Source organism: Shewanella algidipiscicola, assembly GCF_900380485.1.
Taxonomy (GTDB): Bacteria; Pseudomonadota; Gammaproteobacteria; order Enterobacterales; family Shewanellaceae; genus Shewanella; species Shewanella algidipiscicola.
Genome location: NZ_OXJV01000012.1, coordinates 419046 through 444172 on the forward strand (window position 1 = coordinate 419046; position 25127 = coordinate 444172).

Here is a 25127-nt window from a genome sequence, read left to right on the forward strand (position 1 = left end):
TTTAAAGCGCCGATAAGGCGCTTTTTTGGTATTTGAGGCCGGTGTTGAGTCATTTTTACCACCTTGGAAGAGTATTTTGTGGCAGATGTCACGGAAATCAACATTCCTTTAGCTGGTAGCTTTATAATCGCAGCAGTTAAGTGGGGTTGTGAGTACAATTACTTATAGTTTTTGATGCGAGCACGCCTATGCAAATCGGTCGATGCTGGTTTGATATTGCTCAAGCACAGCTGTCAAATCAGGATAATGATACCAGTTGGAAAATGCCGCCAGCCGAGTTCGCTGTGCTTAACACCTTGGTAGAGCATCGAGATAAGGTGCTGTCAAATGAGCAGCTGTTGGCGTCTCTTCCCGAACAGGCTCGTTCGCTCGCCAGCTTAGAGGCGGCGATTAAGCGTGTACGCTTCTTTTTAGGTCAGTCGGCGCTATTTATTGAAGCCGTTGATGGGCAAGGATATATCTTGCACAGTAAATCGACGCGTGCCACAGGTTTTTGGGCCTTGCGTCCGGGTAAAAGCATGTCGCTGAAACAGTATTCGTTATTGATAGCTCAGCTAGTGTTGTTACTGCTGCTGATTTATTCGCTATTTGAACCCACCGCTAAGATATTTTTCCCCTAACGGATGCTGTGTTGCAAAGCCTGAGCCGTTATTGGCTGTTAGCCATGAGCCATTAACTATTAATGATAAGCCCACCTGTTACCACCTTCTCTTATGTGATCAGGCATAACACTAGTGCTCTCTTCACTTATCTACTCAGGTTATCGCTTGTCGGCTAGCCAAGCGTGAATGATGTGCTAAGGATGGAGATACTACTTTGGCGGAGTGGTCTCTCCGTCAGCATTTAACACTTACAGCTTAACACTCAGCATGATCTTGCTTATGGGCGTCGTGGTGTGAAGGCTGCTTGTTAGGGCTTAGGTGCCCCGCTTTTATTGAGCAGCTTAGCTGGGTGAGGCGAGAAAAAGGGCATAGTCAATCATTGCCTATGCCCTATGTCGGCTACCGACCTTTAGGTGGCAGGCGGTGTAGCAGGTTGTAAGGTTAGCTCGTTACTGGCGAGCGCGCCGTTAATTTCGATGGCCACTTTATAGCGTTTCACCGCACCGGGTGCACTATTGTCATCCCAATTGAGCCCGATTGCTTCGAAGCTGTATTGGCCCTTATCTGACTCGACTAACACACCATCACATTGCGCCGCTGCACTGTCACAGGCGTAGGAGTGGGTAACGTGCCAGCGTTTCCATGCTTTAGCCTTACGTGATGGCGATTCATCATCGGGAAAGCCAAAATAGGTGATGCGATAGTCTTTGACATTAGTGATGGCCTGCGCGCTATCATCTGCCAAGGAGAAGCTTAATGCCCCGCTGTCACCATCGAACTGCGCTAATGTGAGGTTAATCGCCGCCGCCTCATTAATATCGATACTGTCCGCCACTGGCGGCGGGACAACAATCGGTGGTTCTGTGGTATCTGCATCATCACTGCCACAACCGCCGCACAGTAACAGTGTCGCCAGTAGGCCTGTTATTAATTTATCATTCATATCAGCCTCCCTTAATTGAAGTGACCAGTATGGCAAGTGGTGCATTCCATATCGGTTTTAACACTGGCAGCGCTGCCCATAGTGTCGGTCACGCCGTGACAGCTTTGACAGCCTTGTGCCTCGCTCGATGGCTTAGACTCTGGCAATGAAGCTAGATCTTCGCCTGCATAAGCGCGGTTGAGTAGCTCTACTAAGTGATAAGCGATAGAGGCTGATAAACGGTAGCAACGCTCGCCTTTTTGGCTAAAGGCAAAGCCCGATGCCTTAGACCAGTTGCTGATAGAGGAGTGGCATAGCACACTGTTAGCGACTGATGATTTACCGACTTTTGCCGTTTTCTCATCGGTTGAGCCGATGCCTGCAATAAACTCTGGGCTCGATAGCGGTAACTCAGTCGTCTCGTAATACCTAAAGGCCGCGCCAATCACAGCACTGTTTTGACCATTGATATCATCTAAGATGTTGACCAACATGCCTGTGGCATTCATGTTGCCGCATACTGTGCCTTGTCCACCGATCCCCGCTCCACCATAAGCCGCTAATGCTGTTGGGATAGTGGCAAACTTTGCCGCATCGGCACTGGATGAGTTAGCTAACATGGTAACCAATGAATGAAACACTTGGTGCATACATCCGCCACCTGTTTCATAGGCAAGCTTAGCCGTCGCCATCGCATCGAGTGGGACGTATTTGAGTTTATCCCCTAAGGCTAAATGAAAATTGCCCTGGTCATCTGTAGCAGCGAAGGCAGAGGTGCCCATTAGGGTGGCTCCTGCGGCGGCGGTGCTGATGCCAATGATTTTGGTCAGTGCTTGGCGTCTATTAATGGTCATAATAATATCCTCACTTAGGTAGCATTCGTTATTAGTAAAATAGTGGGTTGTTACTGCAATGATTGTTGCGGGGAAGCGTTGGCTATCCCGCTGAACTTGAAGCCAGTTTGGCGTGAGAATCTTGTAAATAGTGTGATGACTGATGGATGAATACTGCTCTATCGATGCATATAAATGTGCAGGGTTGAAGAGTATCGTTTGGCCGTGGATTAATCGGTTTTAGGCTTAATTAATGTCTGCATTGATTAGCGTTGAAGATTAACGTGTGATCTGTAACCTTTTATTTGTGAGCTTCATGTTAATTTATCCCCAGTGAAGCCTTCGCCATCGTCGATATTTATGGCGTGAAGAGTGTGACAGGCTTCGCGTAACGACAAGCTTACCCATCGATTTACCGATGACTTCCATATAGATTGTAATGAGATAATGGCGATCACAGAAATAGTTGAGCGTATTGCTTATGCTAAGCCTGTTGGGTTATCGGCATTAACTGACTCACGGTCAGTATTAGCATTTAGCTGATAGCAGTGGCTAAATCTCATCGGTTTTGGGTTGGTAATAGCAGTGCGTTTAATTGATGGCTCAGCCACCGACAATGGCTATGGCAAACATTGAATCGTAACGTGAGGGTAAAGCAAGCAATGCAACTAGGTGACTGCCTGTTTGATGTTCAAAAAGGGCTATTGACCCACCAAGTCACACAAGAGCAATGGCAATTGCCACGGGCGGAGTGGCAAGTGCTACGTATTTTACTTGAGCACCATGATCAAGTGGTACCCAAGCAAGTGCTGGGCGCGGCGGATGCTGAGCACCCGCCGCTGAGCGACTCGTCGGTAACCCGTGCCATCTTTATGCTGCGCTCTTTTTTGGGTCCTGTAGATGAGCATTTGATTGAAACTGTCAAAGGCAAAGGTTATCGACTAAAACTAGCTTCACCATCGGCGAAAAAGCGAGGTTTAAGCGCTCGTTATAACTGGCTTAAGTGGCAGCGTATTGATGTCAGTACATGGATGAAAATGCTCATCGCGCTAGTGGTCACACTCATTATGGTCTTAGTTATGGGGCAATGGCTAAGTACGGTCAATCTTGAGACGCAAACCACGGCCCCCTTTGCCCAGCAAACACTGACTCTGGAGTCAGGCCAGCAAGTCACTCTGAGTAGTTTTGCTACCTCAAAAACCAATAATACCTTACTGATAGGGCTAGCAGAGCGGCTGGCTGACGATATTAAGCATTGCGAATCCACTCCATGGAGAAAAGTGTTTTTATCGCTATCACACGATAAGCAGGTGTTTAATATCACCCTTAGAGGTGAAAAGCTGGGTCAGTCAGTGGTGCGCAACCTTAAATTAACCGACTTTAGGCAGAGCAAAGCGTTTCTTACCGACGCCTGGCTGGCAGAGGTGTCTTTGTGTGAATAGAAAACTACTTTGGGCCATTAACCTCACTATCTTGCTGCTGCTTGCGGTAAGCGTCACTATAAGTTATCGCTATCTGTATCCGGCTAAGAGCATTATGCTTAGCTGCAGCTCCGAACTGTATGACAATAGTGACCCCTTAAACGGCGCCCGTCATTATCTGTTGGTCGACATTATGGCCAAAGCGCAGCAAGCCCAGATCAATTATCGTTATTTTAATCTAGACGGTACCTCGGCTGGCACCATACGTATGCAGGGCCAACTTAACGATTATGATGAGGCGGCTAATCGGTTTGATTTTTCGGTGTATACCAAAGAAGAAAGCTTAGATGAGCGCCTCGACAGTCGTCCGCAACATATGCAGTATCTTTCCTATGTCAGCTCGTTTAATTTAGACAGTAAAGGTATGCACAATCTGTCTATTGAATCATTAGACTTAGACTCGCATCGCGATTACGCTGTGGTGTTATTTCAACCCAGCAATACCGTATGTGGTTGTCGCTTAGTTCATTAACCTATCTTGGGTTATACTAATATTACCCCGTAAGTTTATGATATATTTTTACTATTTCGAGGTCGTGTGTCTAAGATTTATGTTAAGCAGGAAGAGTCACTGTCGATAAAGTTTACCCACCAGATGAAAGTGGGTGATCAAAGGCGGTTAGACCTTTATTTCTTTTTACCCAAAGAGATGGGTATCAACTCTCAGAGCTTAGATGCAGAAGAGTATTACTTCGCCGCCATTGCTGGGCGTCGCTCCTATTACTCATCCGGCCTACATCTCCCCTTAGTGCAAGGGCGCTTTATTAGCCAGAATAAACGTACCGTCGAAGAGTTTAGACTCTACTTAAACCTGTTTGCTTATCAGTTTGCGGTGGCGATTGAGACCGACAGTAAAGAGTTGGCGCAGGTGGAAGATGTTGAGCAGTTTTACACCTCACTGAAAGAACTCAGTGATATTGTCGCACAGCTATTGAAAAAGTTTCGCCGTAATGAACCGAGTGACCCTAAATGGAAGCACTATTTCGAAAACTCCGATAATTATCTGTCATGGTTTTGTGAGCAGCGGCTATTACAACTGATCTCTCACGCCCCGCGTAGCAGCGATTATAACGAGTTGACTGAAGAGGTGTTGTCGCTGTGTCGCAGTGAGCGAGCCTATCGTGAAGCCAAAAATTATAATTCTGCGCAAACCAAGGATGATCCTAACCGCATCTCGAATAAGATGCTGTTATTAAGACGTTTGATCCAGCAAGGGGTAGTACTCAAAGAGGAGCTTAAAACCTTAGGGGTGGGGTTAAAAAAACTCACCACTGGGGTGGCGACGGGCGGAGTGATGCTGGTCGTGTCGGCCTTGATTATTAAGGCCCAAGGTGTGTTTAACGGCCTGACCCTGTCATTGGTGTTGACCTTGGCGGTGATCTACGGCTTTCGTGAAATCTTTAAAGAAGATATTCGCAACGCCTTATGGCGCGTTATTCAAAAGGGGCGACCGCGCTGGAGCCGCATTTTGCGCGACACCACCACTCAAGCGGTCATTGGGCGTCAGTTGGTCTGGTTAGACTTTATTAAGTCCAAAGATCTGCCAGAACAGATTGAAGAGATCTTAAAGCGTCGCCATAGCCAAAATAAGGTCGATTCGGAGATATTACATTATGGTATTTACTCCCGCATCGCCCAGAAAGACTTTTTAGCCGGTTACTCGACCATTCAAGAGCAAGTGAACTTTAGTTTGGTGCCGTTTGCGCGTTATTTAGAGCGCGGCAGAGCCAAAATTTATAAAGAGTCCGCAGGCCAAGTGAGTTATGACTCTGTGGAGCGGCGCTACCAAGTTAATCTTATCTTGATGCTGCGAGAAGGGCGTAATCCGCCGCAATATGCGCGTTATAAGATCACCATGAACCGTTCGACCATAGTCGAGGTGACCGAAAGCCAGTTACCCGATGGGATGACGCTAATAGGTGGAGAGCAAGACAGCGAAGACTAAGGTGGCACTTCGCTGGCAGCGAAGCTGAGCTTGATACTTGATAGGGGATCAATTACCTGTGTTTGAAGCTCGTGTCTTCACTGTTATCCATTGCCTGTGCAGGGGGGAAATCTGCTGGTAGTTCTTCGGTAAGGTAAAAGCGGCGTAGCTTCTAGCCGCTTTAGATATTTAAAGGGGTTATTTTGAGCCATGACGGCATGGTATATCAATTGCCTGCAGCATGCCTTAAGTGTAGATATACCGATTTCTCACTCTCTTCGATTTAGCCGTAATTGGTATCCACAGAAACGTTAAAAGCAAAATTGTTTTTGGACAAAAGTATCTTGGCCTTCGAATGAAGGTGTTGGCATTTTTGGATTTTGCATTTGGTTGAGTTGGTTTTTACATCGCTGATGGTAGCGTTAACCTTCATCATTTTGAATTGCTTGCCGCAGGCTTACGTGCAGGTATTTCGGTGGGGCGCTGCAAGTATATCCCTATACGCTCGACGGTGGCATCCATGCCACCAACCCCCACCGCCATACCTACACCGACTTATCACTCTCTTCGATTTAGCCGTCATTGGTATCCACATAGCCGTTAAAAGCTAAATTGTTTTTGGACAAAAGTATCTTGGCCTTCGAATGAAGGTGTTGGCATTTTTTGGCTTGTAGCATTTAGTCGAGTTTGTTTTTATTGATTGATGGTAGCGTTAACCTTCATCATTTTGAATTGCTTGCCGCAGGCCTTTCGTGCAGGTGCTTCCTCGGCACCGCTGTAAACCCATCCTTGGGCGCTCTGCGATTTCATCCCTGAAATCGAAGGCCTCAGCCGCACCTACACCGAGTTATCACTCTCTTCGATTTAGCCGTAATTGGTATCCACAGAACCGTAAAAAGCAAAATTGTTTTTGGACAAAGTATCTTGGCCTTCGAATGAAGGTGTTGGCATTTTTTGGCTTGTAGCATTTGCCGGAATAGTTTTACATCGCTGATGGTAGCGTTAACCTTTATGGCAACCAATTGCCTGCAGCATGCCTTTTGTGCAGGTACTTCCTCGGCACCGCTGTAAACCCATCCCTGGGCACTCTGCGATTTCATCCCTGAAATCGAAGGCCTCAGCCGCACCTACACCCGAGTTATTAATCTCTTCGATTTGACCTTACTAGTGTCACTAGGGCAATCAAAAGCTAAATTATTTTTGGACAGATATGAGCTAGAATACTAACTCCAACTATTATAAAGAGGATAAAGAAAAGTAATTTGAAACCTCAGGTTTTTGCTATAGAACGCAATTAGGTTGCTTTGAGCAACGTAGGTAATTACGTTATGCTTATGGTTTTTATTATTCGTCCAATACGATATGTCTGAATCACAATTTAATAATCTACTCGCTGACTCTATTTCCTCTCTGAAATCACCGAGTTTTACATCTAAATTAATGGCCCTAATCGATTCGATACTGGGGTATGACTGTGCAGTGATCCTCGGTCTGCGTAAAGGCAAACACCCTATTTATCTTTACGATTCCATTGAAAATAACCGAGAATTACTTTTCGACCGTTACCTTACTTCTGCATTTCAAGATGACCCATTCTACAAAATGCTCACCATTGATGAGCAGCAAGGTGTTTTTTCATTAAAAGACGTAGTCCAACGGGATATGGATTATCAAACATACTGTAATCAATTTTACCTGCAAACAGGCTGGAAAGATGAGTTAAGTATTCTCATTAAAGTTGAAGAAACTCGCTGGGTCGTTATCTATTTAGGTTGCACTCATGTAGGCAATTCATTTTCGCTATCAAATGTTAAGACGTTAAAATCATACTTCGCAGTCATTCAGTCGCTATGTCAACAACACTGGAAACAAACTGAATTCCTTCTTGCAGAACCAGTCTTTTCTCCTGAATCTTACACAGCAAAAAGACGAGAGTTCATAGAAGATGGCCTGCATTCTTTTGGTAAAGATTTGCTTTCAACTAGAGAGAAACTAATCGCCCGTTTAATCTTACAAGGGCTTGATACTAAAGAAATCGCAAAACAATTAGACATTACAGAAGGAACGGTAAAAAACCACCGAAAGCGTATCTATGCTCAACTACGGGTGTCATCCCTCAGTGAACTTTTCCAAATTTTCCTCAACCATATTATTACCCACTAAATTAACCTATTATCCCTTTAGGGATATATCGCGCATAAATTTCTATTCGTAATCTGTATATCACATTATTCATACAGATAAGACTCTATAGATGACATTTATTCAAGAACTACAGACGCGCGGATTAATTGCTCAAGCCAGTGATTTAGACCAAATACAGCAACAACTTAGCCTGCCACAAACAGTTTACTGCGGTTTCGATCCCACCGCAGGTAGCCTTCATATTGGACATTTAGTCCCACTCATTATGCTCAAACGTTTTCAAGATGCCGGACATCAAGCATTAGCGCTTATTGGTGGTGCGACTGGTATGATTGGTGACCCAAGCTTTAAAGCCGTAGAGCGTAGTTTGAATACTGAAGAAACTGTAGCTGGTTGGGTCAAAGATCTCACTACTCAAATTGAGCAGATATTAGCACCCCATTTAAGCAACCCCATGACCATAGTCAATAACGCTGACTGGATGAAAGAAATTAATGTTATTGATTTTTTCCGTGAGGTCGGTAAGCATTTTTCAGTCAACAATATGATCAGCCGTGAGTCAGTAAAGCAACGATTGCAAAGGCCTGAACAGGGTATTTCATTTACAGAGTTTAGTTACAGTTTACTCCAGTCCTATGATTTTGCAGTGCTTAATCGAAACCATGGTTGCAGCTTACAAATTGGTGGCAATGACCAATGGGGAAATATCGTCAGCGGTATTGATTTAACACGTCGTCATAATGGCGAACAAGTGTTTGGTTTAACCCTGCCTTTGATAACTAAATCTGACGGTACTAAATTTGGTAAAACAGAAGGCGGAGCCGTTTGGCTTAATCCGGAAAAAACATCGCCGTATATGTTTTACCAGTTCTGGTTATCTACAGAGGATACCGATGTTTATAACCTTCTTCGATACTATACATTCTTGTCCTGTGATGAAATCGATAAGATAGAATTGCAGGATAAAACCAGAAACGGCAAACCCGAGGCACAAAGGATTCTAGCGCAAAATATGACTCGTTTTGTCCATGGTGAATCAGGGCTAATCAGCGTAGAGCGTATTACACAAGCATTGTTCACTGGTAGCGTCGAGAAACTGAGTTATAGTGAACTCAAACAACTAGAGTTAGATGGTATTCCAAGCATCGAAAGCACTCAGCAAGACATTGTAGAATTGTTGGTTGAATCAGGGTTAGCTAAATCAAAACGTATCGCCAGAGAGCTAATCGAAAACAATGCGATTAGTGTAAATGGTGAAAAAATAACATCTGACAATTCCCAACTAGGTTTTCCACTGTTTGATGAATATTGGTTAATTCTGCGCGGTAAGAAGCATTTTTGCTTAATCAAACGCAAATAAAGTAGAAAATGTAATGCGGCTCAGCTCTATCGTATGAGGGTTGAACGCATTACTTTAAGTATCACAATGTTTGACTGCGTAGAAATTAATTAGAAGAATCCTGAGAAGAAATGGGGCAGCCTTTAACTCACTAGTCGTATCAAATGAAGTCCAATCGAAGAAGCGTTAGAGATAGGTGTAAGCGCGGTTTTGGCCCTTGGCGGCATGGATGCCGCCGTGGAGCGTATAGGGATATATTCACAGCGAGCCAAAAGAGCGCTTGCACACTCCCCCGCCGGACAGGCGATTAATAACAGTGAAGGTGTGACCCTCTAACACACCCAACAAATAAGATTCAGCCCAACGCTACTCAGCTAAATAAAAAATGCCAAACCTTCATTCCAAGGCCAGCACACTTTGGGGCAAAACCTAGGTAGCTTTTGAACTAGCAACCCACATCAAATGCAGCTTAATCGAAGAAACGTTAGAACCCAAGTGTAAACGCGGCTGCGGCCTTTGCCAGCAGGGATGCTGGCAAAGGCCGACAAGGATGTGCTTGAACAACGTCCATGTCTAAAAGCCAGTTCGGCGTCCATGCCTCTCGTTCGTTAGCGCGAAGCTACGCTTCACTCACCGTGTCGCAGATGTGTGTTTGCACATAAGCTCACTGCAGGTGATAGATTGCCATGAAGGTACACCTTCAAACACCCGTTCCAAAAAAGACTCCGCTAATCACTACCCAAACAAAGTAAAAAAATGCCATACCTTCACTTCAAGGCCACCAAACTTTGGGGCAAAAGTACGTTAGCCTTTAACTCACTAGTCGTATCAAATGAAGTCCAATCGAAGAGGCGTTAGGTAGAGGTGTAAGCGCGGTTTTGGCCTTCGAAATCATGGATGATTTCGCAGAGCCCACACGGACGTGCTTGCGGCGAGCCAAAAGAGCGCTTGCACATTCCCCGCCGGACAGGCGATTAATAACAGTGAAGGTTCGACCTTCAAGCCTCTGTCCCAATATCCACTTCGTCAGGCGCTAATGCTTTTTAGATCTCGATTAGTTATCCGAACGTCTCGAACACGGTTCAGCCGCACAGCCGCACAGCCGCACAGCCGCACAGCCGCACAGCTTATCCAACTGCTAGACGCTAAATTGCTAATGTTGAGCGAATAAAAAAGCGCCCGAGGGCGCCTTTGACTTTGCAGGGTAAAACAGTTGCAGGGACTAACTTTGCAGGGTTAGTGTAGGTGCTTGGTATCACCAAGCACCTAATGGGGTATCACTTGTGGGTTATAGCTGGTGTCCGTGGTGCTCCATAATTTTCTCTGGGCTATGACAAGTCGCACAGGCTTCTTTAGCGTCTTTGGCTTCTTGTTTATCTGGGCCAAAGTAGGCGCCGTTATTTTGCATGTGTGCCATAGCGGCATCTGACAGATACTTCTGGTGACAACTAATGCACGAAGCCGCATCAGATGAAGCATACCAAGTGGCAACGGGCGTTAGCGCGGGATCGTTATTTTTACCTGGAATAAAGCTAGGTACAGCATGGGCTTGGCCTGCATTACGACCGAGCTCGAAACCGTAGGCTTTGCCGCCCCAACCTTCAACCTCAGCATGACAAGTGGTGCAGTCAGTCTTCAAAATGGTGCCGCTACCACCATGACCATTATCATGGCCTTGTGCTTTATGGGCTTTATACATAAAGCTGGTGGACTTCATTTCGCCCGAAGCAAGCGCGTCGCCATTGGCATCTTCTACCGCCCCGAGTTTCTTATCGTTGGTGTGGCAAGCGATACAATTGACGCCATTTGAGTCATGGTAAAACTCATAGCTATGACAGTCGTAACAGGTTTGCTCATCAATAATCGCGCGGCGCTGTGCAACAACCGCAGCGGTGTCGTTAAGGATGGTGCGATAAGCCTCTGTTTGGACATAGGCAGGATATGCATTGGTCGCATCACAGCTCACACGGCTAGCGCTGTTCTCTTCGAAACATACTTTAAGCACTGGCAGTACTTCTAGTGAGCGTGAAGCGATATCGCTTGGGAAGTTCATCGCGACCTTAACGCTAACACTGTTGTCGCTATTCCAAGTTGCTTTAGCAGGATCTTTAATGTCGATACGGCGCTGGCTGTAGGGGGATTGATCAAAATCTGGATAATCTTTCTCAACATCCCAGCTGACCACGACATAAGGCTTGCTGTAACCCTGTTTATAGACTTCAGCTTGGCTTACTAGGTTACCGGCTTCATCCATTATCTTCATGTCGAAGCTAATTTCATTGGCGACGCTGATGGCAACATTAGTGACAACGGCGTCATAGGCTTTTGCCGCTTGGTAAGGCTTAGCATGGTCGTTATGCACCGCAGCGCTGTGACAATCTGTACAGGTCAGCTCTGGGTTTTTATCTGACTTATGCTGCGCAGGTTTGTCGGTATGACAACCGGTACAAGCGTTGGCATTGGCATTAGCGAGCCAGAGATCTTTATCAGCCAACGTGTCATCTTCAACGTGACAGGCGGCGCAATCCATAAAGGGTTTGGTTGGGAAGGCGGGGTAGTCAAAGGCGTGAGCGCCGCCATAACCGGCGATGGTGTAGGGCATGGGGACCACATTACCTTCGCTGTCTTTACCTTCACGGTGTGGCCCCATATGAATAGCGTGCACCATATGGCCTAACTCGACAGAAATAGCGTTAGGATCGGTGACAATACCATTGTGACAAGACTGGCAATTTTCCATATCGAGTCGACGGCCACCATGGGCTTTTAGGCTGTCTGGCTGGTGACAGGTGTAACAGGTTTGCATGGTGACTAGATCGCGGGTCTCTATGCCTTCACTGGCATTGGTCGATGGGATCCAATCGAAGTGAGCATTCTCTGCCAGTTCATGGCCTGAGTCATATTCAAACTGCATCTCAATAGCGATGCGTTGGGTCAGTTGTGGGTCGAAGGTGACGCCCGCAGGATCGTCAGCCGTGGTGAGATTAGTGTTAAAGGTATAGGTGTAAGTACCGTCTTGATGATCGGTTAAGCACTCTGGACAGTCGTTTATCTTTTCAAAGCCCTGCTCAAAGGTGGTGCCAGCATCATTGGTGGTTTCATTGAGAAGTGAAAACCACTGCTTGAGTTCGGTGCCATCTTTGCTCTGTAACTGGGCTAATGAAAAGCGAAAATCGTGAAAGGGATTCGTGCCATTTAATCCGATTAGCCCAACGCCTTGGCTATTTTCAAGGCTAAAGTCGACGGTAATAATACCATTTTCGTAACGCGCACTGCTGATATTGGCGATGGCTTCGTCAGCCATGTCGATATTGAGGCCGTTACCGCCGGGTTGTCCTGGCACGCCTGGCTGGCCGTTTTCGCCATCAACACCATCTTTACCATCATTTCCATCTCCACAAGCTGCCAACATCATTGACGAAGCAATGAGTAGCGCCAGTGTGGTTGTTTTTGTTTTTATCATCATTTATCTCCAAGATTAACCACTGGGTGTAGCTGCTTGAAATGTTAAAGATTGGTAGCGATATCCGATATGAAGCGCATCACTTTAACGACTGCAGCGCTAAATGCTGAACATGCTGCTTATTGCGTTACAAATTGGATTTAACGACCTGTTTGCGGCGTTAAAGTTGGCGTAATGCACTGGATTTTTTACAGTTAACGGCATTTTAGTTCAAGTTTTACGCCGAGGAACTCTAATATTCATATTGCGCAAATCACAATTGTGAATCTTGCTTGGTAGGGAGTTAAGGGCGGGAGTGAGACCTAGGGGGATAATTAGAAGCTGATGAGTTGAGATGGGGTTTATCTGTGTCACATATTTAACAAAATATTTGCATTGGGTATCACTCTTTACTCTGCGTAATCGTATTGCGAGGCAATTTACCTTAAATTAGCGCTCAGTAAACTAAGCGGTTAGTAAGCTAGGCGATTAGTCAATATAGGTGACATGGATCCTGAAAAAGGAGAGGCATGAGTCGAGTTAATACCAATAGTCTATTTAATATTAAAGTCTTCGTATTATTGTTTGAAACATTAAGCTCTACCGAAGTCGCGCAGCAATTAGGTGTGGCGACATCAAAAATTAGTCGCAGTTTAAAAGCCTTACGCCACTCGTTCGATGAGCCTTTGTTTATTCGTAAGCAACATGGTTTTGAGCATACCCCATTCGCAAAGACGATTTATCCTCACTTAAAACAGTTGCTCACCCTATCAGAGACCAGTTTGGCCTTGTCGCAACCGGTAAATACACAGGTGACCCAGCAGATGACCATTACCTGCCCGCCGCCATTATCGCTTAATTTACTCAGTTATCTGCAAGATAAAGCGTCGCAATTAAAGCTGCAATACTGCTTTAATATTAAGCCCTGTAGCAATGATATCGATAAGCTATTAAACCGCTTAGAGGTGGATTTAGCGGTGACCTTTGAAGCCTATAATTCCGAGCGTTTGTCGTCAGAATTTGTCGCTAAAGCCAATGCCTATGTGGTGGTGGGTAATCAACAACATCCTATTTTTAAGGGCGACAGCCGTATCGATGTCGATACTATGCTCAAGTACCCTTATATCAGTTTTAATGGCCATGAGTTTGAGCAAGGGCACGATCCGCTGGCGATGTATGCCTTAGATAAAGGGCGGTCAATTAACATGGTGGCCAAGGTGTGTCTATTGGCAGATTTGATGATCCAGCTTGAGCGTAGCGATGCCTTAGCCTTGATCTGTTATCGCGATGCGGTGGCGTTTTTATGTGCCAAAGCCAAGCTGCATGCGGTCGCCTTGCCTGAAGATCAAAATCGCCTCCTTAATTTACGCGCAGACGGCCATCGTCATTACCTGACCAAACTGAGGCAGGGCAATCAAGCGAACCTGTGGGTTGAGGCTGAGATAGCGTCTTACATTCAAGGCAATGTGATCCTACATTGTGATGGAGCCATTGATGCCAAAAGATAAATTACTCGATATCTCGTTAGCCACCTTAGAGATTTTTTGCCTAGTCTATGTGAGAAAAAATGCTATCGAGGTGGCAAATCATCTAGATCTGTCGCAGCCCAAAGTGAGCCGAGCATTGGCGGCCCTTAGGGCGGTATTTGATGATCCCTTGTTTATTCGCCGTGAGAGTCAATTTCAGGCGACCGAAACGGCGCATAATCTCTACCCCATTTTTTGCCAAATGATGGCCTGTAGCCAAGAGGTCGATCATCTGGTGAGAGGCGGCAAAGGGGTGATGGCGGCTAATGTCGAGGTGGCAACTGTGCCGCAACTGGAGATCAATTTAACCCAAAGTATCAAACAGGCAGCGTTAGCGGTGAGTGAGGCCGAGATGATGGTGGCTACCACGCCATGGGGTGAGGGCACGACGCAGCAGTTATTAAATGATGAGCTTGATGCGGCCATCAGTTTCGAGCGAGCAGATAATCGCGCTATCTTGTCAAAGTCGATTATTCAACATCGTGGTGGCCATCTGGTGGCTCGTAAAGATCACCCTATTTGGCAAGCGCCTAATATCGATAACATGATTGACTATCCGCTAGTGAAGCTAATCACTATGCCTTTTCCTGCCAATAGGTCGCCCCTTGGCTGTTATGCCAAACGCGTAGGCAAACAACTGCAGTTATATGCCACCGCCCCGGATCTGGGCAGCGCGGCAAACAGCCTGTTAAACTCAGATGCCATCATTATTATTGGGGTGCAGGGCGCGGTTGATTTTTTAAGAAACATCAATGGATTGCATGCACAAAAAATTGATTATCAGCAAGATAAGTTGCTGTTAGAAAACTTCAGCCATCCGACGGTTTATCTATGGCTGAAGTTGGATGCCAGTGGCAAAGTGACCACGCCGTTTTGGTTACAGCGCTGTTTAGAGGATTACATCATCAAGGCACATCAATAGTCGTTATACGCGCTATTTTTTATCTGTAGCGCCGTGACGCGTATAGGCTTGGCAAATACTTTGCTCGCCAATCTGTTTTGCGCGCTGCAGGGCGACCTCGGCATTACTTAAGTATTGCTCTAGGTTTTGCCCTGCTTGATAGCTGGCTATCCCCATGCAAATACCCGTACCAAGGCCGATGTCATTGAGGCTGTTGAGTGATTTAACGGCAAAATGATGCGCCGCATCTGAGCTAGTGTCTGGCAAGATAATAATCACTTTTCCCAGTTGCCAATGTGACATTTGATAGCCCGCAGGCAGCGACTTTAATATGTGGATCTCCACTTCGCGCTGGCGGCTTTCTAATTGACCAATATCACTCATATGGCTGAGCATGCTTTCGGCGGTAATATCGATTAACAGTAGGCTGGAGTTATCGCGACTCTTAGGTGTCAGCGATTTAAAGTAATCGTCTAAATCCCGCAGGTTAACTAAGATGGTGCTGCGATGGGGAATAAAATCGCCTCGGTCTTGCAGTAACGCCCGCTTTTGGGCCTGCTCTAAGGTGCAGACGATATACTCTATCTCGCCAGCAGCATCTAGATGCCCTTTTAAAGTGGCTTGCAGGCAAGTGTTCTCTTGGCTATTGGGATCACATAAAATTTGCCCCTTCCAGCTACCTTGCAGCAAAATTTGCTGAGTAATCCGCGGCCACTGCGAACTCAAGTCGTTATTGAGTAGCTCGGTGAGGTTCTGATTAGTGATGTCATGAATCGACACCAACTGCATAAATGCTTCATTGGCTAATTCAAGTGAGCCATTAACTGACACTAAGGCGCTCGCAACCGCATTATCATTAAGCAGGCGATTAAGGTTAGCTTGCTTTTGGGCCTGCTTTAACTCAGTAACGTCGTTAAAGATGACTAACAGGTAGTTGCCTTTTTTGGCTGGGCGCGGGGCGCTGCTAATAGTAACGGCGAGGAAGTGACCACATTGTTCTTCAAAATCGATAACATCATGCCATTTTTTGCGCTCATTGAGCTGGGTTAAGATAGCGGCGTAAGCATCATCTTCTAGTTGCAGTATGCGTTGTAAATTACGATCTGATAGCTCATCTAGCTCAATATTTAGTAACTTAGCTGCCTGTTCGTTGGCCGTCACAACCCGATTGTGATCATTGACTATGATGCAGCCCGTGTCTTGATGAAACAGGCGGTTGGCGAGATCGATACTAAATTCTCGTGAGCGCTGTGCAATGCGGTAGGCATGTACCAGCAAGATCAATCCCAGCGACAACAAGGTCAATACTACCGAGCCAATAATGACGATATTACGCCATTCATAAAAATCGGCGGCAATCGCATCGTTACGCACATAGGAGACTAAGTAATATTCTCGGTGCGTTTCATATTGGGTCGTTAGCCCTATTTTTAAGTAAACAAAAGTAGCGTCATCACCATGAAACTGGCCAAAATTACTGGTGGCCATTTTACGCCATAGCGCCGGATAACTTAGGCGTAAACTGCTGCCCAATGTCTCAGGGATGCGATTGATGGTCGGCTTATTTTTAACACCGGCGTAAAGTAAACCTTGGGTATCAACCATTAACAGTGGCGACTCTTCACTAGAATAAGCGGGTTTAATGCTTTTGAGCATACGGGTCATAGACTGATAGGTGACTAAGTACCCCCGCACACTCAAGTCAGGGTTTTCGAGCCACGCCAGTTGGTACAGGTAGGGTTCTATCTTGCCATCGACCTGAGTAAAATCCAGTGGTGAGGTATAAACCTCGGTGCCCCCCATGCTACTAGCACCGCCTAATAATGAGGGTGGCAGCGCTCCATAATTCATCTCATTGGACGCTGAGAATTTAAATTCCCCTTGAGAACCAAATAGAGCGATATCAAATAGTTCAGGAATATTACCTGTCATTAATTGCCAGTTTTGTTGTAGCTGTTCTTGCCGTGCCTCACTCGGGATCATAAGGTAGTTTTTAAGCAGTTCAGAGTTGGCAAACATTTGGGTTCTAAATTTTTGAAACGTCACTCTGTCCGCAATTAAACTGCCAACCGATTGCAGCTCACTATATCGTTGGGCTGCCCAATCTTCCTGCAAACGGCGTTCACCGAGCGTAACGATCACATTGGTCAACAGAATTGAGCTGATCAGCAAAATAATGATCTGTGTTGCCACAGAAAAAATACGTTGCGGTGACCAGTGAAGTCCTTGCCCTGTGATCAGAAGTGGAAGTTTTTGCGTCAGCATTGAGTGTTCATTGTCTAATTATTTTAGCGGCTATATTAGCAGATTCTCTCGGCTTAACACAGTGACTTACAATTGACTAACACTCGTGACGATATCCATGGATTAGGCGATGTTAGATTGGGTTACCTTTTCGGCGCAAATGCGCCTTGCTAATGCTTTATTGTCAGCTTAAGGTCGCTAGCCGACCACGCCTAAATGTCGGTGTTTAAATTCGGCATTGGCTGCCAACACTATCTGTTTACAGCGCACAATATCGACGCCTTCTAAGCCATCAATGGCCGACACTTGCACCTTGGCGATATACTGCGGCGCCAGTTTAATAAACTCATTTACGGCGTGATATGCGCCTTTTAACTTGGGTTGGCAGTGGCGAAGGTACGCCGCTTCAGTATCGGCATTGAGTGAAATCGATAGCGCGTCAACGACAGGGGCTAACTCAGGCAAAATATTCCGTCGGTGAAACAGATTGCCTAAGCCATCGGTATTGACTCTGACTCTGCCGCCTTGGCTTTTGATTGCGCCGGCAACCTCGAGCAGGGTCGCAAGATTTAAGGTGGGCTCGCCATAGCCGCAAAACACATATTCATCGAAGCTACTGACATCTCCTAGCAGAGGGATAAGCTCCTGTGCCTTAGGTTGATGGTCTAAGGCTAACTGATAGTCGTGGACCTGCTTGCTACCATTGTGTTTTGGGCAAAATTGGCAACGTAAGGTGCAACGCCCTGTGATGTTAAGGTAGCGGCTGTTACGAATATCGTAGACTAAGGTTGATTGACTCATGATAGGTGACGTTGCCCGAGCTGATGGGGTAAAGAGGACAGTGTAGCGACTTTGAGCGATTGAAAATGGCGATGAGATCAAAAAGAGAGGCAATGCCTCCCTTTTTGCTAGCATTTAAGGCTCAATCACCTCATCGGTTTTAGGCTGCCACCACCACTGGAAGAAGCGGCGTGTTGTGCGCTTAATATCATCGAGAATAATATAGAGCACTGGGACTAAAATTAGCGTCACCACGGTCGAGAATAAAATACCAAAGGCCAATGAGGTTGCCATAGGGATCACTATCTTGGCTTGTAAGCTCTTTTCCATGATGATGGGCACTAAGCCGACAAAGGTGGTCAGCGAGGTTAAGATAATCGCCCTAAAGCGGTAGCAACCGGCATCGATGGCCGATTGCACCAAAGATAAGCCTTGCTGGCGCGAGCGATTAACAAAATCGACCAAGATCAGCGAGTCATTCACCACCACGCCCGCCAACGCGACGATGCCACAAAGGCTGAGCACGCTCATGGACAAGCCCAAAATAAAGTGGCCAAACAGCGCCCCAATAATCCCAAAGGGGATAACCGACATGATGATCAAAGGTTGGCTGTAGGATTTAAGCGGAATCGCCATCAAGGCATAGATGGTAAACATGGCAAAGAAGAAGCCTTGGATCAAACCCACCATGGCACTTTGTTCGTCGGCGCTACCGCCATCTAAGGTGCTGGAAATATGTGGGTATTTACTCTGCAGTTGCGGTAAAAAATCTTTTTGGATCTCGGCCACCACTTTAGCGGGTTCGACAATCGTGGTATTGGCGTTGGCGCTCACGGTAATGGCCCGGCGTCCGTCCACCCGGGTGATGGAGGAGTAGGAATCACCTAGCTCAATATCGGCCACGCTAGAGAAGGGCACCGAGGTGCCTTGAGGTGTGCGGATCATCATATTTTCAAGATGGCCCACGGTGCGGCGCTGCTCAAGCGGGTAGCGCACCATCACTTTGACTTCTTCTTTATTGCGCAAGATCCGCTGCGCCTCAAAGCCGTAGAAGCCGTAACGCACTTGGCTGGCTAGATCGGCAAGGGTTAAGCCTAGTGCCTCGGCGGCCGGTTTTATCGACAAACGAATTTCATGGCTGCCCGACGAGTAGTTATCCGAAATGTCATACACCCCTTCATAGGTGCGCAGCTTCTGTTTTAAGTCATTGGCGGCCAAGGCGAGTTGTTCAAGATCGCTAGAGGTTAGCCTAAAGGAGATATCACCGCCGGCGTCGTTGGTGCTGGCGTTAATGTTGAGCTTTTTAACCGAAATCAGCTCAGGCAATGCCTCACGCCAAGCGGACGCAATGGTTACGCCATCAACCTCTCTGTCTTCTCCTTTGGTTAGTTCGGCAAACACAAAGGCCGAAGTACGCGAGCTCATATTGATAAAGCTATGTTTAACCACGGGCTTGCCATATTCGGCTTCCATATCATCGTTCATGCGATACAGAGCGCTTTCAATCTCTTTAACCACTTTTAAGGTGTTGGCTTCGGAGCTGCCCACATCCATTTCCAGTCGTACCTGAATAAAATCAGAGGGAATATCGGGAAAGAATACCCAGCGCACTTTACCACTTTCCACCAAGGCGATAGAGAGGACTAACACCCCAACAAAGGTAGCGACCACATTGTATCTATGTTTGATACAACGCTCGATAAAACTCCGATATTTATGGTGAATAAAGTATTGCACCTGATTGTTTAGTGCCAGCTTAAAGCGCACAAACGCATTGGGGTTAGGGTTGGGGCGACTCGGTTTCATGTGCGCTAAATGGGCGGGTAAAATCAGTTTTGACTCCACCAAGGAGAAGGCTAAACAGAGGATCACTACCAAGCCTATCGACTTCCAAATAATGGCCATCGGGCCAGATACCATCACCATTGGCATAAAAGCGGCGATGGTGGTCAGTACCCCAAAGGTGGCGGGCATGGCCACTTTTTGTGCGCCTTTAACCACATTGTCCAGCGAGTGACCATGGCGCTCAATTTCGGTATAGGCGCTCTCGCCGATGACAATGGCATCATCGACCACTATCCCCAGCACCAAGATAAAGGCAAATAGGGTCAACATGTTGATGGATAAAGAGAAGGGCTCTAGCGGCATAATAAACATCGCTCCCAGAAAACACACAGGTAAGCCCATCATCACCCAGAAGGCCAATTTCAACTCTAGGAACAGGGCTAAAATGATAAAGACTAAGAGGGCGCCATAAAACATGTTTGATATCATCATGTTTAAGCGACCCTTGAGGTAATGGGTCAGGTCGCCCCAAGTATCTAATTGGGCATTGGCTGGCAAACTGGCGCGGCGCTGCTCTATGTACTCTTTGACCTGCGATGAGATATCCAGTGCATTTTGATCATCGACACTCAGCACTTCGATAATGGCCGCCGGTTTGCCATTAAAGCGGGTGTATTCCAAACGGTCTTCGAAGCCATCACGAATGGTCGCCACTTGGGGGAGCATGACACGGCTGCCGTCGGGGCGAGTGGTCACCACGATTTGGGCAAAATCATCACCGGTATAGGCTTGGCCTTTGGTGCGCAGGAGTATGTCACCATCTTCGGCACGAATAGAGCCGCCGGGCAGATCGATAGAGGAGTTACGCACCGCTTGAGCGACTTGGGCAAAACTTAAATTGTATTCTCGCAGTTTGTCTTCCGACAGTTCGATACTGATCTCATATTCACGTACGCCAGTGACCTGAGCACGGGTGACGGCAGGCAGCATGGTCAGCTCGTCACGAATGCCCTTTGCCAGTTCTTTCATCTGGTGCAGATCCATATCGCCATACACAGACACCCAAATCACATTGTTCTCTGGCTTAATGCGAAAAATATTAGGTTTTTCGATATTGTCGGGGAAGGTGGAGATAGCATCGATATTCAACTTGGCTTCATCGAGAATATCTTGCGGATCGAAGCCATCGGCAACCTCTATGGTCACATTACCAAAGCCTTCGCTGGCCACTGAGGTGACTTTTTTAATGCCGCTAATATCTTGAATTGCTTCTTCAATTTTAATGTTTATCCCTTCTTCAATCTCTTGCGGCGCGGCGCCGGGGTAGGCGACCGAGATCTGCAAGTAGTTGAGTTCGAACGAGGGGAACACCTCTTTATTGATCAACACGGTACTAAAGAGTCCGCCAATCAATAAAATAATCATCAATAAGTTGGCGGCAACACTGTTGCGGGCAAACCAGGCGATAATGCCTTTTTGGGTATCCATTACTGTTCACCTGCTGCCATTAATGTGGTGGGGGCTGGCGTTGGCTCGCTGTCGAGCTTCGAGTTGTCATCAGTTTGCTCGCCTATCACCTTAACCAGTTGGCCAGTAGCCATATTATTGATGGTGGTCAGTGAAATGCGCTCGCCATCCACTAGGCTGTCTTTGATATAGACATTGTCGATATCGCTACGAACCACATTGACGCTGCGCATCTCTAGGGTATTGTCATCTCGCACGATTGCCACCTGAGAGTTGCGCACGATATGGCGCGGCAGTTTGACTATGCCCTCAACGGTGCGGCCTTTAATCACGGCGGTGACGAAACTGCCAAATTTTAACGGCAGTTGCCCAGCTTGTTTGTTGTCTCTCAGGTAGGGATCTTTAATTTCGGCGACCAAATACACCATGCGATTATCGGCGTCGATCACTCCTTCGCTACGCACAATTTTGCCTGTCCAATACACAGTGCGCCCAGCCAGTTCGGCGCTTAAGGTCACTTCAGTATCTGGGTTGTCTACCGACTCTAGGTAGGCCAGTTCATTATTGGCCAGTGGCAGGCGTATTTCGGCGGTGCGGGTATCGTAAAGTTCACCAAGATTAGTGCCTAAGGTGACATATTGGCCAAGGTCGACATGTCTCACCTTGATGATGCCATCGAAGGGGGCACGAATGACGGTTCGGGCTAAGTTTCGCTGGGCGCGGGCTAAAGCGGCCTCGGCAAATTTGACGTTAGCTTGCTCTTTTTTCAGTTGTGGTAACCGCAGGCCCAATTCGGGGGCGGCGCCGCTGTCATAATCTTCCCAATCCTTCTTAGCCACTTGACCGCGGGCGATCTCTTCATCGAGCAGGGCTTTGGCTTGAGCTAGAGTCGCTTGAGCTTGGATCAGGTCGGCTTGGTAGTCTGAGGGTTCAATCTCAGCCAGTATATCGCCGCTTTTAACTATGCCACCGGCAACAAATTTGTCGGAAATGGTCAGCATACGCCCCTGAACTTCGGTCACCAGCTGGGTACGGTTCTTGGGATTGACCACGCCATAAGAGGGCAGATTTAACGACACCGTTTGCTGGGTCACCGTCATCACATCGACAATCGGAATGGGGATCTCATCGGGCTTTTGCTCGGGCGCCTCTTTGGTGCTTATGAGCAGCGCTGCTAATCCACTAAAAAGGGCCAGAATAAGAATCGGCGGAAGCGTTCTACGAAGAATTATTTTTATCATTGCCTTGATGCGGTTCCATGCTGCATTGCGTTGGTTGTTAAATTACCAGAGTCTGCACCTAGGGCAAACGTCTTTTTGTAACTTAAATGTATCAAGCTAGCGTTAACGTGTTGATTTTGTGATTGCACAACCGCTAAACGCTCAATTAACGATACAAAAAAGCGCCCATGATGGGCGCTTCTTAAGTTGTCAGCAAAGAATAACCGAGTGAGTTACTTTTTCTTTTTGCCGGCTTTAAATTTTTTACTGACCTTTTTGTCGACCGCTTTGCCTTTTTTCTTTGACGGTGGACGAGCCTCTTTATGTTTTGGGCGTAAGCCTTCAATAACGCGGCGTTTTAAAGGTTGTTCAATATAGCGCTCAATCTTAGCGACAATGCGCATATCATGGGCTTCGGCCAGTGAAATGGCGGTGCCTTTGTTACCGGCGCGGCCAGTGCGTCCGATACGGTGCACATAGGTATCGGCCGAACGTGGCATATCGAAGTTAATCACGTGGCTAATATCGTCAACATCAATACCGCGAGCGGCAACATCGGTAGCCAGTAGCACTCTGACTTCACCTTTGGTGAAACGCCCTAGGGCTTGAAAGCGTGCTTTTTGCTCCATATCACCGCGCATAAAGGCGCAATCAATGCCTACGCGCTTAAGCTGGCCTTCGAGGCTGGCAACCACTTCACGGGTTTTAACGAATACGATGGCGCGGGTCACATCTTCACGTTGCAAGATGTTGCACAGCAAGGCGAATTTATGCTCTTTATCGTCGGCCAAATGGATCCACTGATGGATTTTGGCTTTTTCGCTGCGCGGCGGCTTTGTTTCGATAGTGACAGGATCGGTCAGTAGCTCTTGAGCGAAACGGCTAACACCACCGCCCTCGAGCGTGGCCGAGAATAGCATGTTCTGTTTGCGGCCCTGCGCTTCGATAGCGATGGCCTGTACGATAGAGGTAAAGCCCATGTCCAGCATGCGGTCGGCTTCATCTATGACTAAAATCTCAACTTCTTGAGCATCAAACTGCCCCTTGTCGAGGTATTCCATCAAACGTCCAGGCGTGGCAACAAGAATGTCGACATTCTCACTCAGCGCCTTTTCTTGCGGTGCGTACGGTACGCCGCCAGTAATAATGGCGATATCTAAATCTAAGTCGGTAGCCAGGTGAGACGCATAGCGGTGGATCTGGCTCGCAAGCTCACGAGTCGGGGTTAAAATAAGTACCCGAGCTTGGCCAGAAAAACGGCGTGGAAAATCGATAAGATGCTGCAGCGCGGGCAGCAAAAAACTCGCCGTTTTACCGGTTCCGGTTGGGGCGCGTGCAAGAATGTCTCGCTGCTCAAGCCCGAGTGGGATGGTCTGTTGCTGGATGGTGGTGGGCGTATTATGACCCATCGCCTTGAGTGACCTTAGTAAAGTCTCGTCAAGGTGGAAATCTTCAAATTGCATGCGCTGCGTCTCAGTGAATAATAGCGCGGCATTATATACCGAAATTGGATTCAAGTGCGAGGATAGTCATCAGTGACTGTTGGATAATCAATAAGCCACTTTTTGCCCTTTATCGATAGCCATCAATTGCCGATCAAGCTCCGGTTACGGATAGCGCCTCTAGAGCTTGAGGTAAAACGCCTTGGTCAGTGCCACCATCTCTTGGGTGTACTTACCGCTGCGATCTCGAATACACAGTGACTCAGGTTTATCAGAGTGGGGGGCTATTGGCTCTTGATGGCCGAGCAAAAGCAGGTGGCGATGAGGGATTTTACCTTCAATACTGGCTACATCGACACGTTTGATTAGCGTCAACTGATGCGCACTAAGCTGGGATAAAAACGCCTTAAGGCTTTGGGTGGGCAAAATGAGACTGGCGCGTCCCTCGGGGTGCAGTAAGGTTTTTATCGCCTCTAACAGTTGCTGAAAACTTAAGCTTTGGGTGTGGCGAGCCAGGGCTCGGCGCTCAGTGGCAGCTTGAGGCCCGTTATCAAAATAGGGCGGATTACACACAATATGATCAAATAAGCTTGGCTGCGTAGGCTGGCTCAGCCATTGATTAATACATTGCGGCACTAAGGTGATTCTGCTGGCCCACGGGCTGGTATCGATGTTGTTGCTACAATCGATAGCGGCATCATGATCCAGTTCGATAGCGGTGATAATTCCCTTGCTGCGCTGGGCGGCCATCAAAGATAAGAGCCCACTGCCCGCGCCGATATCGAGAATCTTGCTTGCCTCTGTTAAGGGCGCCCAAGCGCCTAAGAGCACGCCGTCTGTACTCACAGGCATGCCGCAATGGCTATCATCTATGTGAAACTGTTTAAAACTAAAAGGCATAAGAATATCGGTAATGCAAACTGTGGCGCCATTGTACTGCATAGTGAATAGCGGACAAAGCCGAGGCGAATCGCGTAAACACAGTGGATCTAACTATGATGAAATGTAGCTTGATGTAATGAGTGGGACCTGCCTGTTTTTAGTTTGTTAATGTTTTGGTGTTAATCGCCATCT

General features: G+C 47.0%; 17 protein-coding genes. 8 read left to right on the top strand and 9 right to left on the bottom strand.

Features of this window, described 5'->3' with window-relative positions; all coding sequences use genetic code 11:
* The first annotated feature begins 188 nt into the window (after nt 1-188).
* Nucleotides 189-620 (top strand): winged helix-turn-helix domain-containing protein, encoded by a 432-nt coding sequence (locus DN599_RS09355; protein WP_110457338.1) that lies wholly within the window; start codon nt 189-191, stop codon nt 618-620.
* A 391-nt stretch (nt 621-1011) separates the two neighbouring features.
* Here the strand turns inward: DN599_RS09355 and DN599_RS09360 are convergent, their stop codons facing one another.
* Together DN599_RS09360 and DN599_RS09365 are read right to left on the bottom strand one after the other, a co-directional pair.
* Nucleotides 1012-1545: a hypothetical protein gene (locus DN599_RS09360; RefSeq protein WP_110457339.1), complete on the bottom strand. Its 534-nt coding sequence runs from the start codon at nt 1543-1545 to the stop codon at nt 1012-1014.
* An 11-nt stretch (nt 1546-1556) separates the two neighbouring features.
* On the bottom strand, nt 1557-2378 hold the full coding sequence (locus DN599_RS09365; RefSeq protein WP_162599186.1) for a cytochrome c3 family protein: 822 nt from the start codon (nt 2376-2378) through the stop codon (nt 1557-1559).
* Nucleotides 2379-3019: 641 nt separating this feature from the next.
* Between DN599_RS09365 and DN599_RS09370 the strand changes: the two genes are divergently transcribed.
* The 5 genes from DN599_RS09370 to tyrS all read left to right on the top strand — a co-directional run bounded on the left by DN599_RS09370 (nt 3020) and on the right by tyrS (nt 9267).
* On the top strand, nt 3020-3799 hold the full coding sequence (locus DN599_RS09370) for a winged helix-turn-helix domain-containing protein (protein ID WP_110457341.1): 780 nt from the start codon (nt 3020-3022) through the stop codon (nt 3797-3799).
* Nucleotides 3792-4310 carry a hypothetical protein gene (locus DN599_RS09375; RefSeq protein WP_110457342.1) on the top strand — a complete coding sequence of 173 codons (519 nt, stop codon included), beginning with the start codon at nt 3792-3794 and terminating at the stop codon, nt 4308-4310. Before DN599_RS09370 ends, DN599_RS09375 begins: the two co-directional genes overlap by 8 nt.
* A 66-nt stretch (nt 4311-4376) precedes the next feature.
* The gene (locus tag DN599_RS09380) at nt 4377-5783 is read left to right on the top strand and encodes a hypothetical protein (RefSeq protein ID WP_110457343.1); all 1407 of its coding nucleotides are present in this window, start codon (nt 4377-4379) and stop codon (nt 5781-5783) included.
* A gap of 1341 nt (nt 5784-7124) precedes the next feature.
* The gene (locus DN599_RS09390; RefSeq protein WP_110457345.1) at nt 7125-7925 is read left to right on the top strand and encodes a response regulator transcription factor; all 801 of its coding nucleotides are present in this window, start codon (nt 7125-7127) and stop codon (nt 7923-7925) included.
* A 91-nt stretch (nt 7926-8016) separates the two neighbouring features.
* The gene (gene tyrS, locus DN599_RS09395) at nt 8017-9267 is read left to right on the top strand and encodes a tyrosine--tRNA ligase (protein ID WP_110457346.1); all 1251 of its coding nucleotides are present in this window, start codon (nt 8017-8019) and stop codon (nt 9265-9267) included.
* Between the two features lie 1267 nt (nt 9268-10534).
* On the opposite strand, the gene DN599_RS09400 is transcribed toward tyrS, so the two are convergent.
* Entirely contained in the window at nt 10535-12712 is a 2178-nt protein-coding gene (locus DN599_RS09400; RefSeq protein WP_110457347.1) for an OmcA/MtrC family decaheme c-type cytochrome, read from the bottom strand.
* A 506-nt stretch (nt 12713-13218) separates the two neighbouring features.
* Between DN599_RS09400 and DN599_RS09405 the strand changes: the two genes are divergently transcribed.
* Nucleotides 13219-14196 (top strand): LysR family transcriptional regulator, encoded by a 978-nt coding sequence (locus tag DN599_RS09405; protein ID WP_110457348.1) that lies wholly within the window; start codon nt 13219-13221, stop codon nt 14194-14196.
* Nucleotides 14183-15136, top strand: coding sequence for a LysR family transcriptional regulator (locus tag DN599_RS09410; RefSeq protein ID WP_110457349.1), 954 nt, complete (start codon nt 14183-14185; stop codon nt 15134-15136). The genes DN599_RS09405 and DN599_RS09410 overlap by 14 nt, the downstream gene beginning before the upstream one ends.
* A 12-nt stretch (nt 15137-15148) precedes the next feature.
* Here the strand turns inward: DN599_RS09410 and DN599_RS09415 are convergent, their stop codons facing one another.
* The 6 genes from DN599_RS09415 to DN599_RS09440 form a co-directional block, all read right to left on the bottom strand.
* Complete coding sequence (locus DN599_RS09415) at nt 15149-17380, bottom strand: PAS domain-containing protein (RefSeq protein ID WP_110457350.1); 2232 nt, start codon at nt 17378-17380, stop codon at nt 15149-15151.
* A gap of 177 nt (nt 17381-17557) precedes the next feature.
* On the bottom strand, nt 17558-18160 hold the full coding sequence (locus DN599_RS09420; protein WP_110457532.1) for a TatD family nuclease-associated radical SAM protein: 603 nt from the start codon (nt 18158-18160) through the stop codon (nt 17558-17560).
* Between the two features lie 114 nt (nt 18161-18274).
* Nucleotides 18275-21412, bottom strand: a complete 3138-nt coding sequence (locus tag DN599_RS09425) for an efflux RND transporter permease subunit (RefSeq protein WP_110457351.1) — start codon at nt 21410-21412, stop codon at nt 18275-18277.
* Nucleotides 21412-22632 (bottom strand): efflux RND transporter periplasmic adaptor subunit, encoded by a 1221-nt coding sequence (locus DN599_RS09430; protein WP_110457352.1) that lies wholly within the window; start codon nt 22630-22632, stop codon nt 21412-21414. The genes DN599_RS09425 and DN599_RS09430 overlap by 1 nt, the downstream gene beginning before the upstream one ends.
* A 212-nt stretch (nt 22633-22844) precedes the next feature.
* Nucleotides 22845-24074: an ATP-dependent RNA helicase SrmB gene (srmB, locus tag DN599_RS09435; RefSeq protein ID WP_110457353.1), complete on the bottom strand. Its 1230-nt coding sequence runs from the start codon at nt 24072-24074 to the stop codon at nt 22845-22847.
* A 159-nt stretch (nt 24075-24233) separates the two neighbouring features.
* On the bottom strand, nt 24234-24953 hold the full coding sequence (locus tag DN599_RS09440; RefSeq protein WP_110457354.1) for a tRNA1(Val) (adenine(37)-N6)-methyltransferase: 720 nt from the start codon (nt 24951-24953) through the stop codon (nt 24234-24236).
* Nucleotides 24954-25127: the final 174 nt, after the last annotated feature.

Bases quoted from the DNA above. Each gene is read 5' to 3' on its own strand.
- DN599_RS09355 (WP_110457338.1), top strand. From the start codon at position 189: ATGCAAATCGGTCGATGCTGGTTTGATATTGCTCAAGCACAGCTGTCA.
- DN599_RS09360 (WP_110457339.1), bottom strand. From the start codon at position 1,545: ATGAATGATAAATTAATAACAGGCCTACTGGCGACACTGTTACTGTGC.
- DN599_RS09365 (WP_162599186.1), bottom strand. From the start codon at position 2,378: ATGACCATTAATAGACGCCAAGCACTGACCAAAATCATTGGCATCAGC.
- DN599_RS09370 (WP_110457341.1), top strand. From the start codon at position 3,020: ATGCAACTAGGTGACTGCCTGTTTGATGTTCAAAAAGGGCTATTGACC.
- DN599_RS09390 (WP_110457345.1), top strand. From the start codon at position 7,125: ATGTCTGAATCACAATTTAATAATCTACTCGCTGACTCTATTTCCTCT.
- tyrS (WP_110457346.1), top strand. From the start codon at position 8,017: ATGACATTTATTCAAGAACTACAGACGCGCGGATTAATTGCTCAAGCC.
- DN599_RS09400 (WP_110457347.1), bottom strand. From the start codon at position 12,712: ATGATGATAAAAACAAAAACAACCACACTGGCGCTACTCATTGCTTCG.
- DN599_RS09405 (WP_110457348.1), top strand. From the start codon at position 13,219: ATGAGTCGAGTTAATACCAATAGTCTATTTAATATTAAAGTCTTCGTA.
- DN599_RS09410 (WP_110457349.1), top strand. From the start codon at position 14,183: ATGCCAAAAGATAAATTACTCGATATCTCGTTAGCCACCTTAGAGATT.
- DN599_RS09415 (WP_110457350.1), bottom strand. From the start codon at position 17,380: ATGCTGACGCAAAAACTTCCACTTCTGATCACAGGGCAAGGACTTCAC.
- DN599_RS09420 (WP_110457532.1), bottom strand. From the start codon at position 18,160: ATGAGTCAATCAACCTTAGTCTACGATATTCGTAACAGCCGCTACCTT.
- DN599_RS09425 (WP_110457351.1), bottom strand. From the start codon at position 21,412: ATGGATACCCAAAAAGGCATTATCGCCTGGTTTGCCCGCAACAGTGTT.
- DN599_RS09430 (WP_110457352.1), bottom strand. From the start codon at position 22,632: ATGATAAAAATAATTCTTCGTAGAACGCTTCCGCCGATTCTTATTCTG.
- srmB (WP_110457353.1), bottom strand. From the start codon at position 24,074: ATGCAATTTGAAGATTTCCACCTTGACGAGACTTTACTAAGGTCACTC.
- DN599_RS09440 (WP_110457354.1), bottom strand. From the start codon at position 24,953: ATGCCTTTTAGTTTTAAACAGTTTCACATAGATGATAGCCATTGCGGC.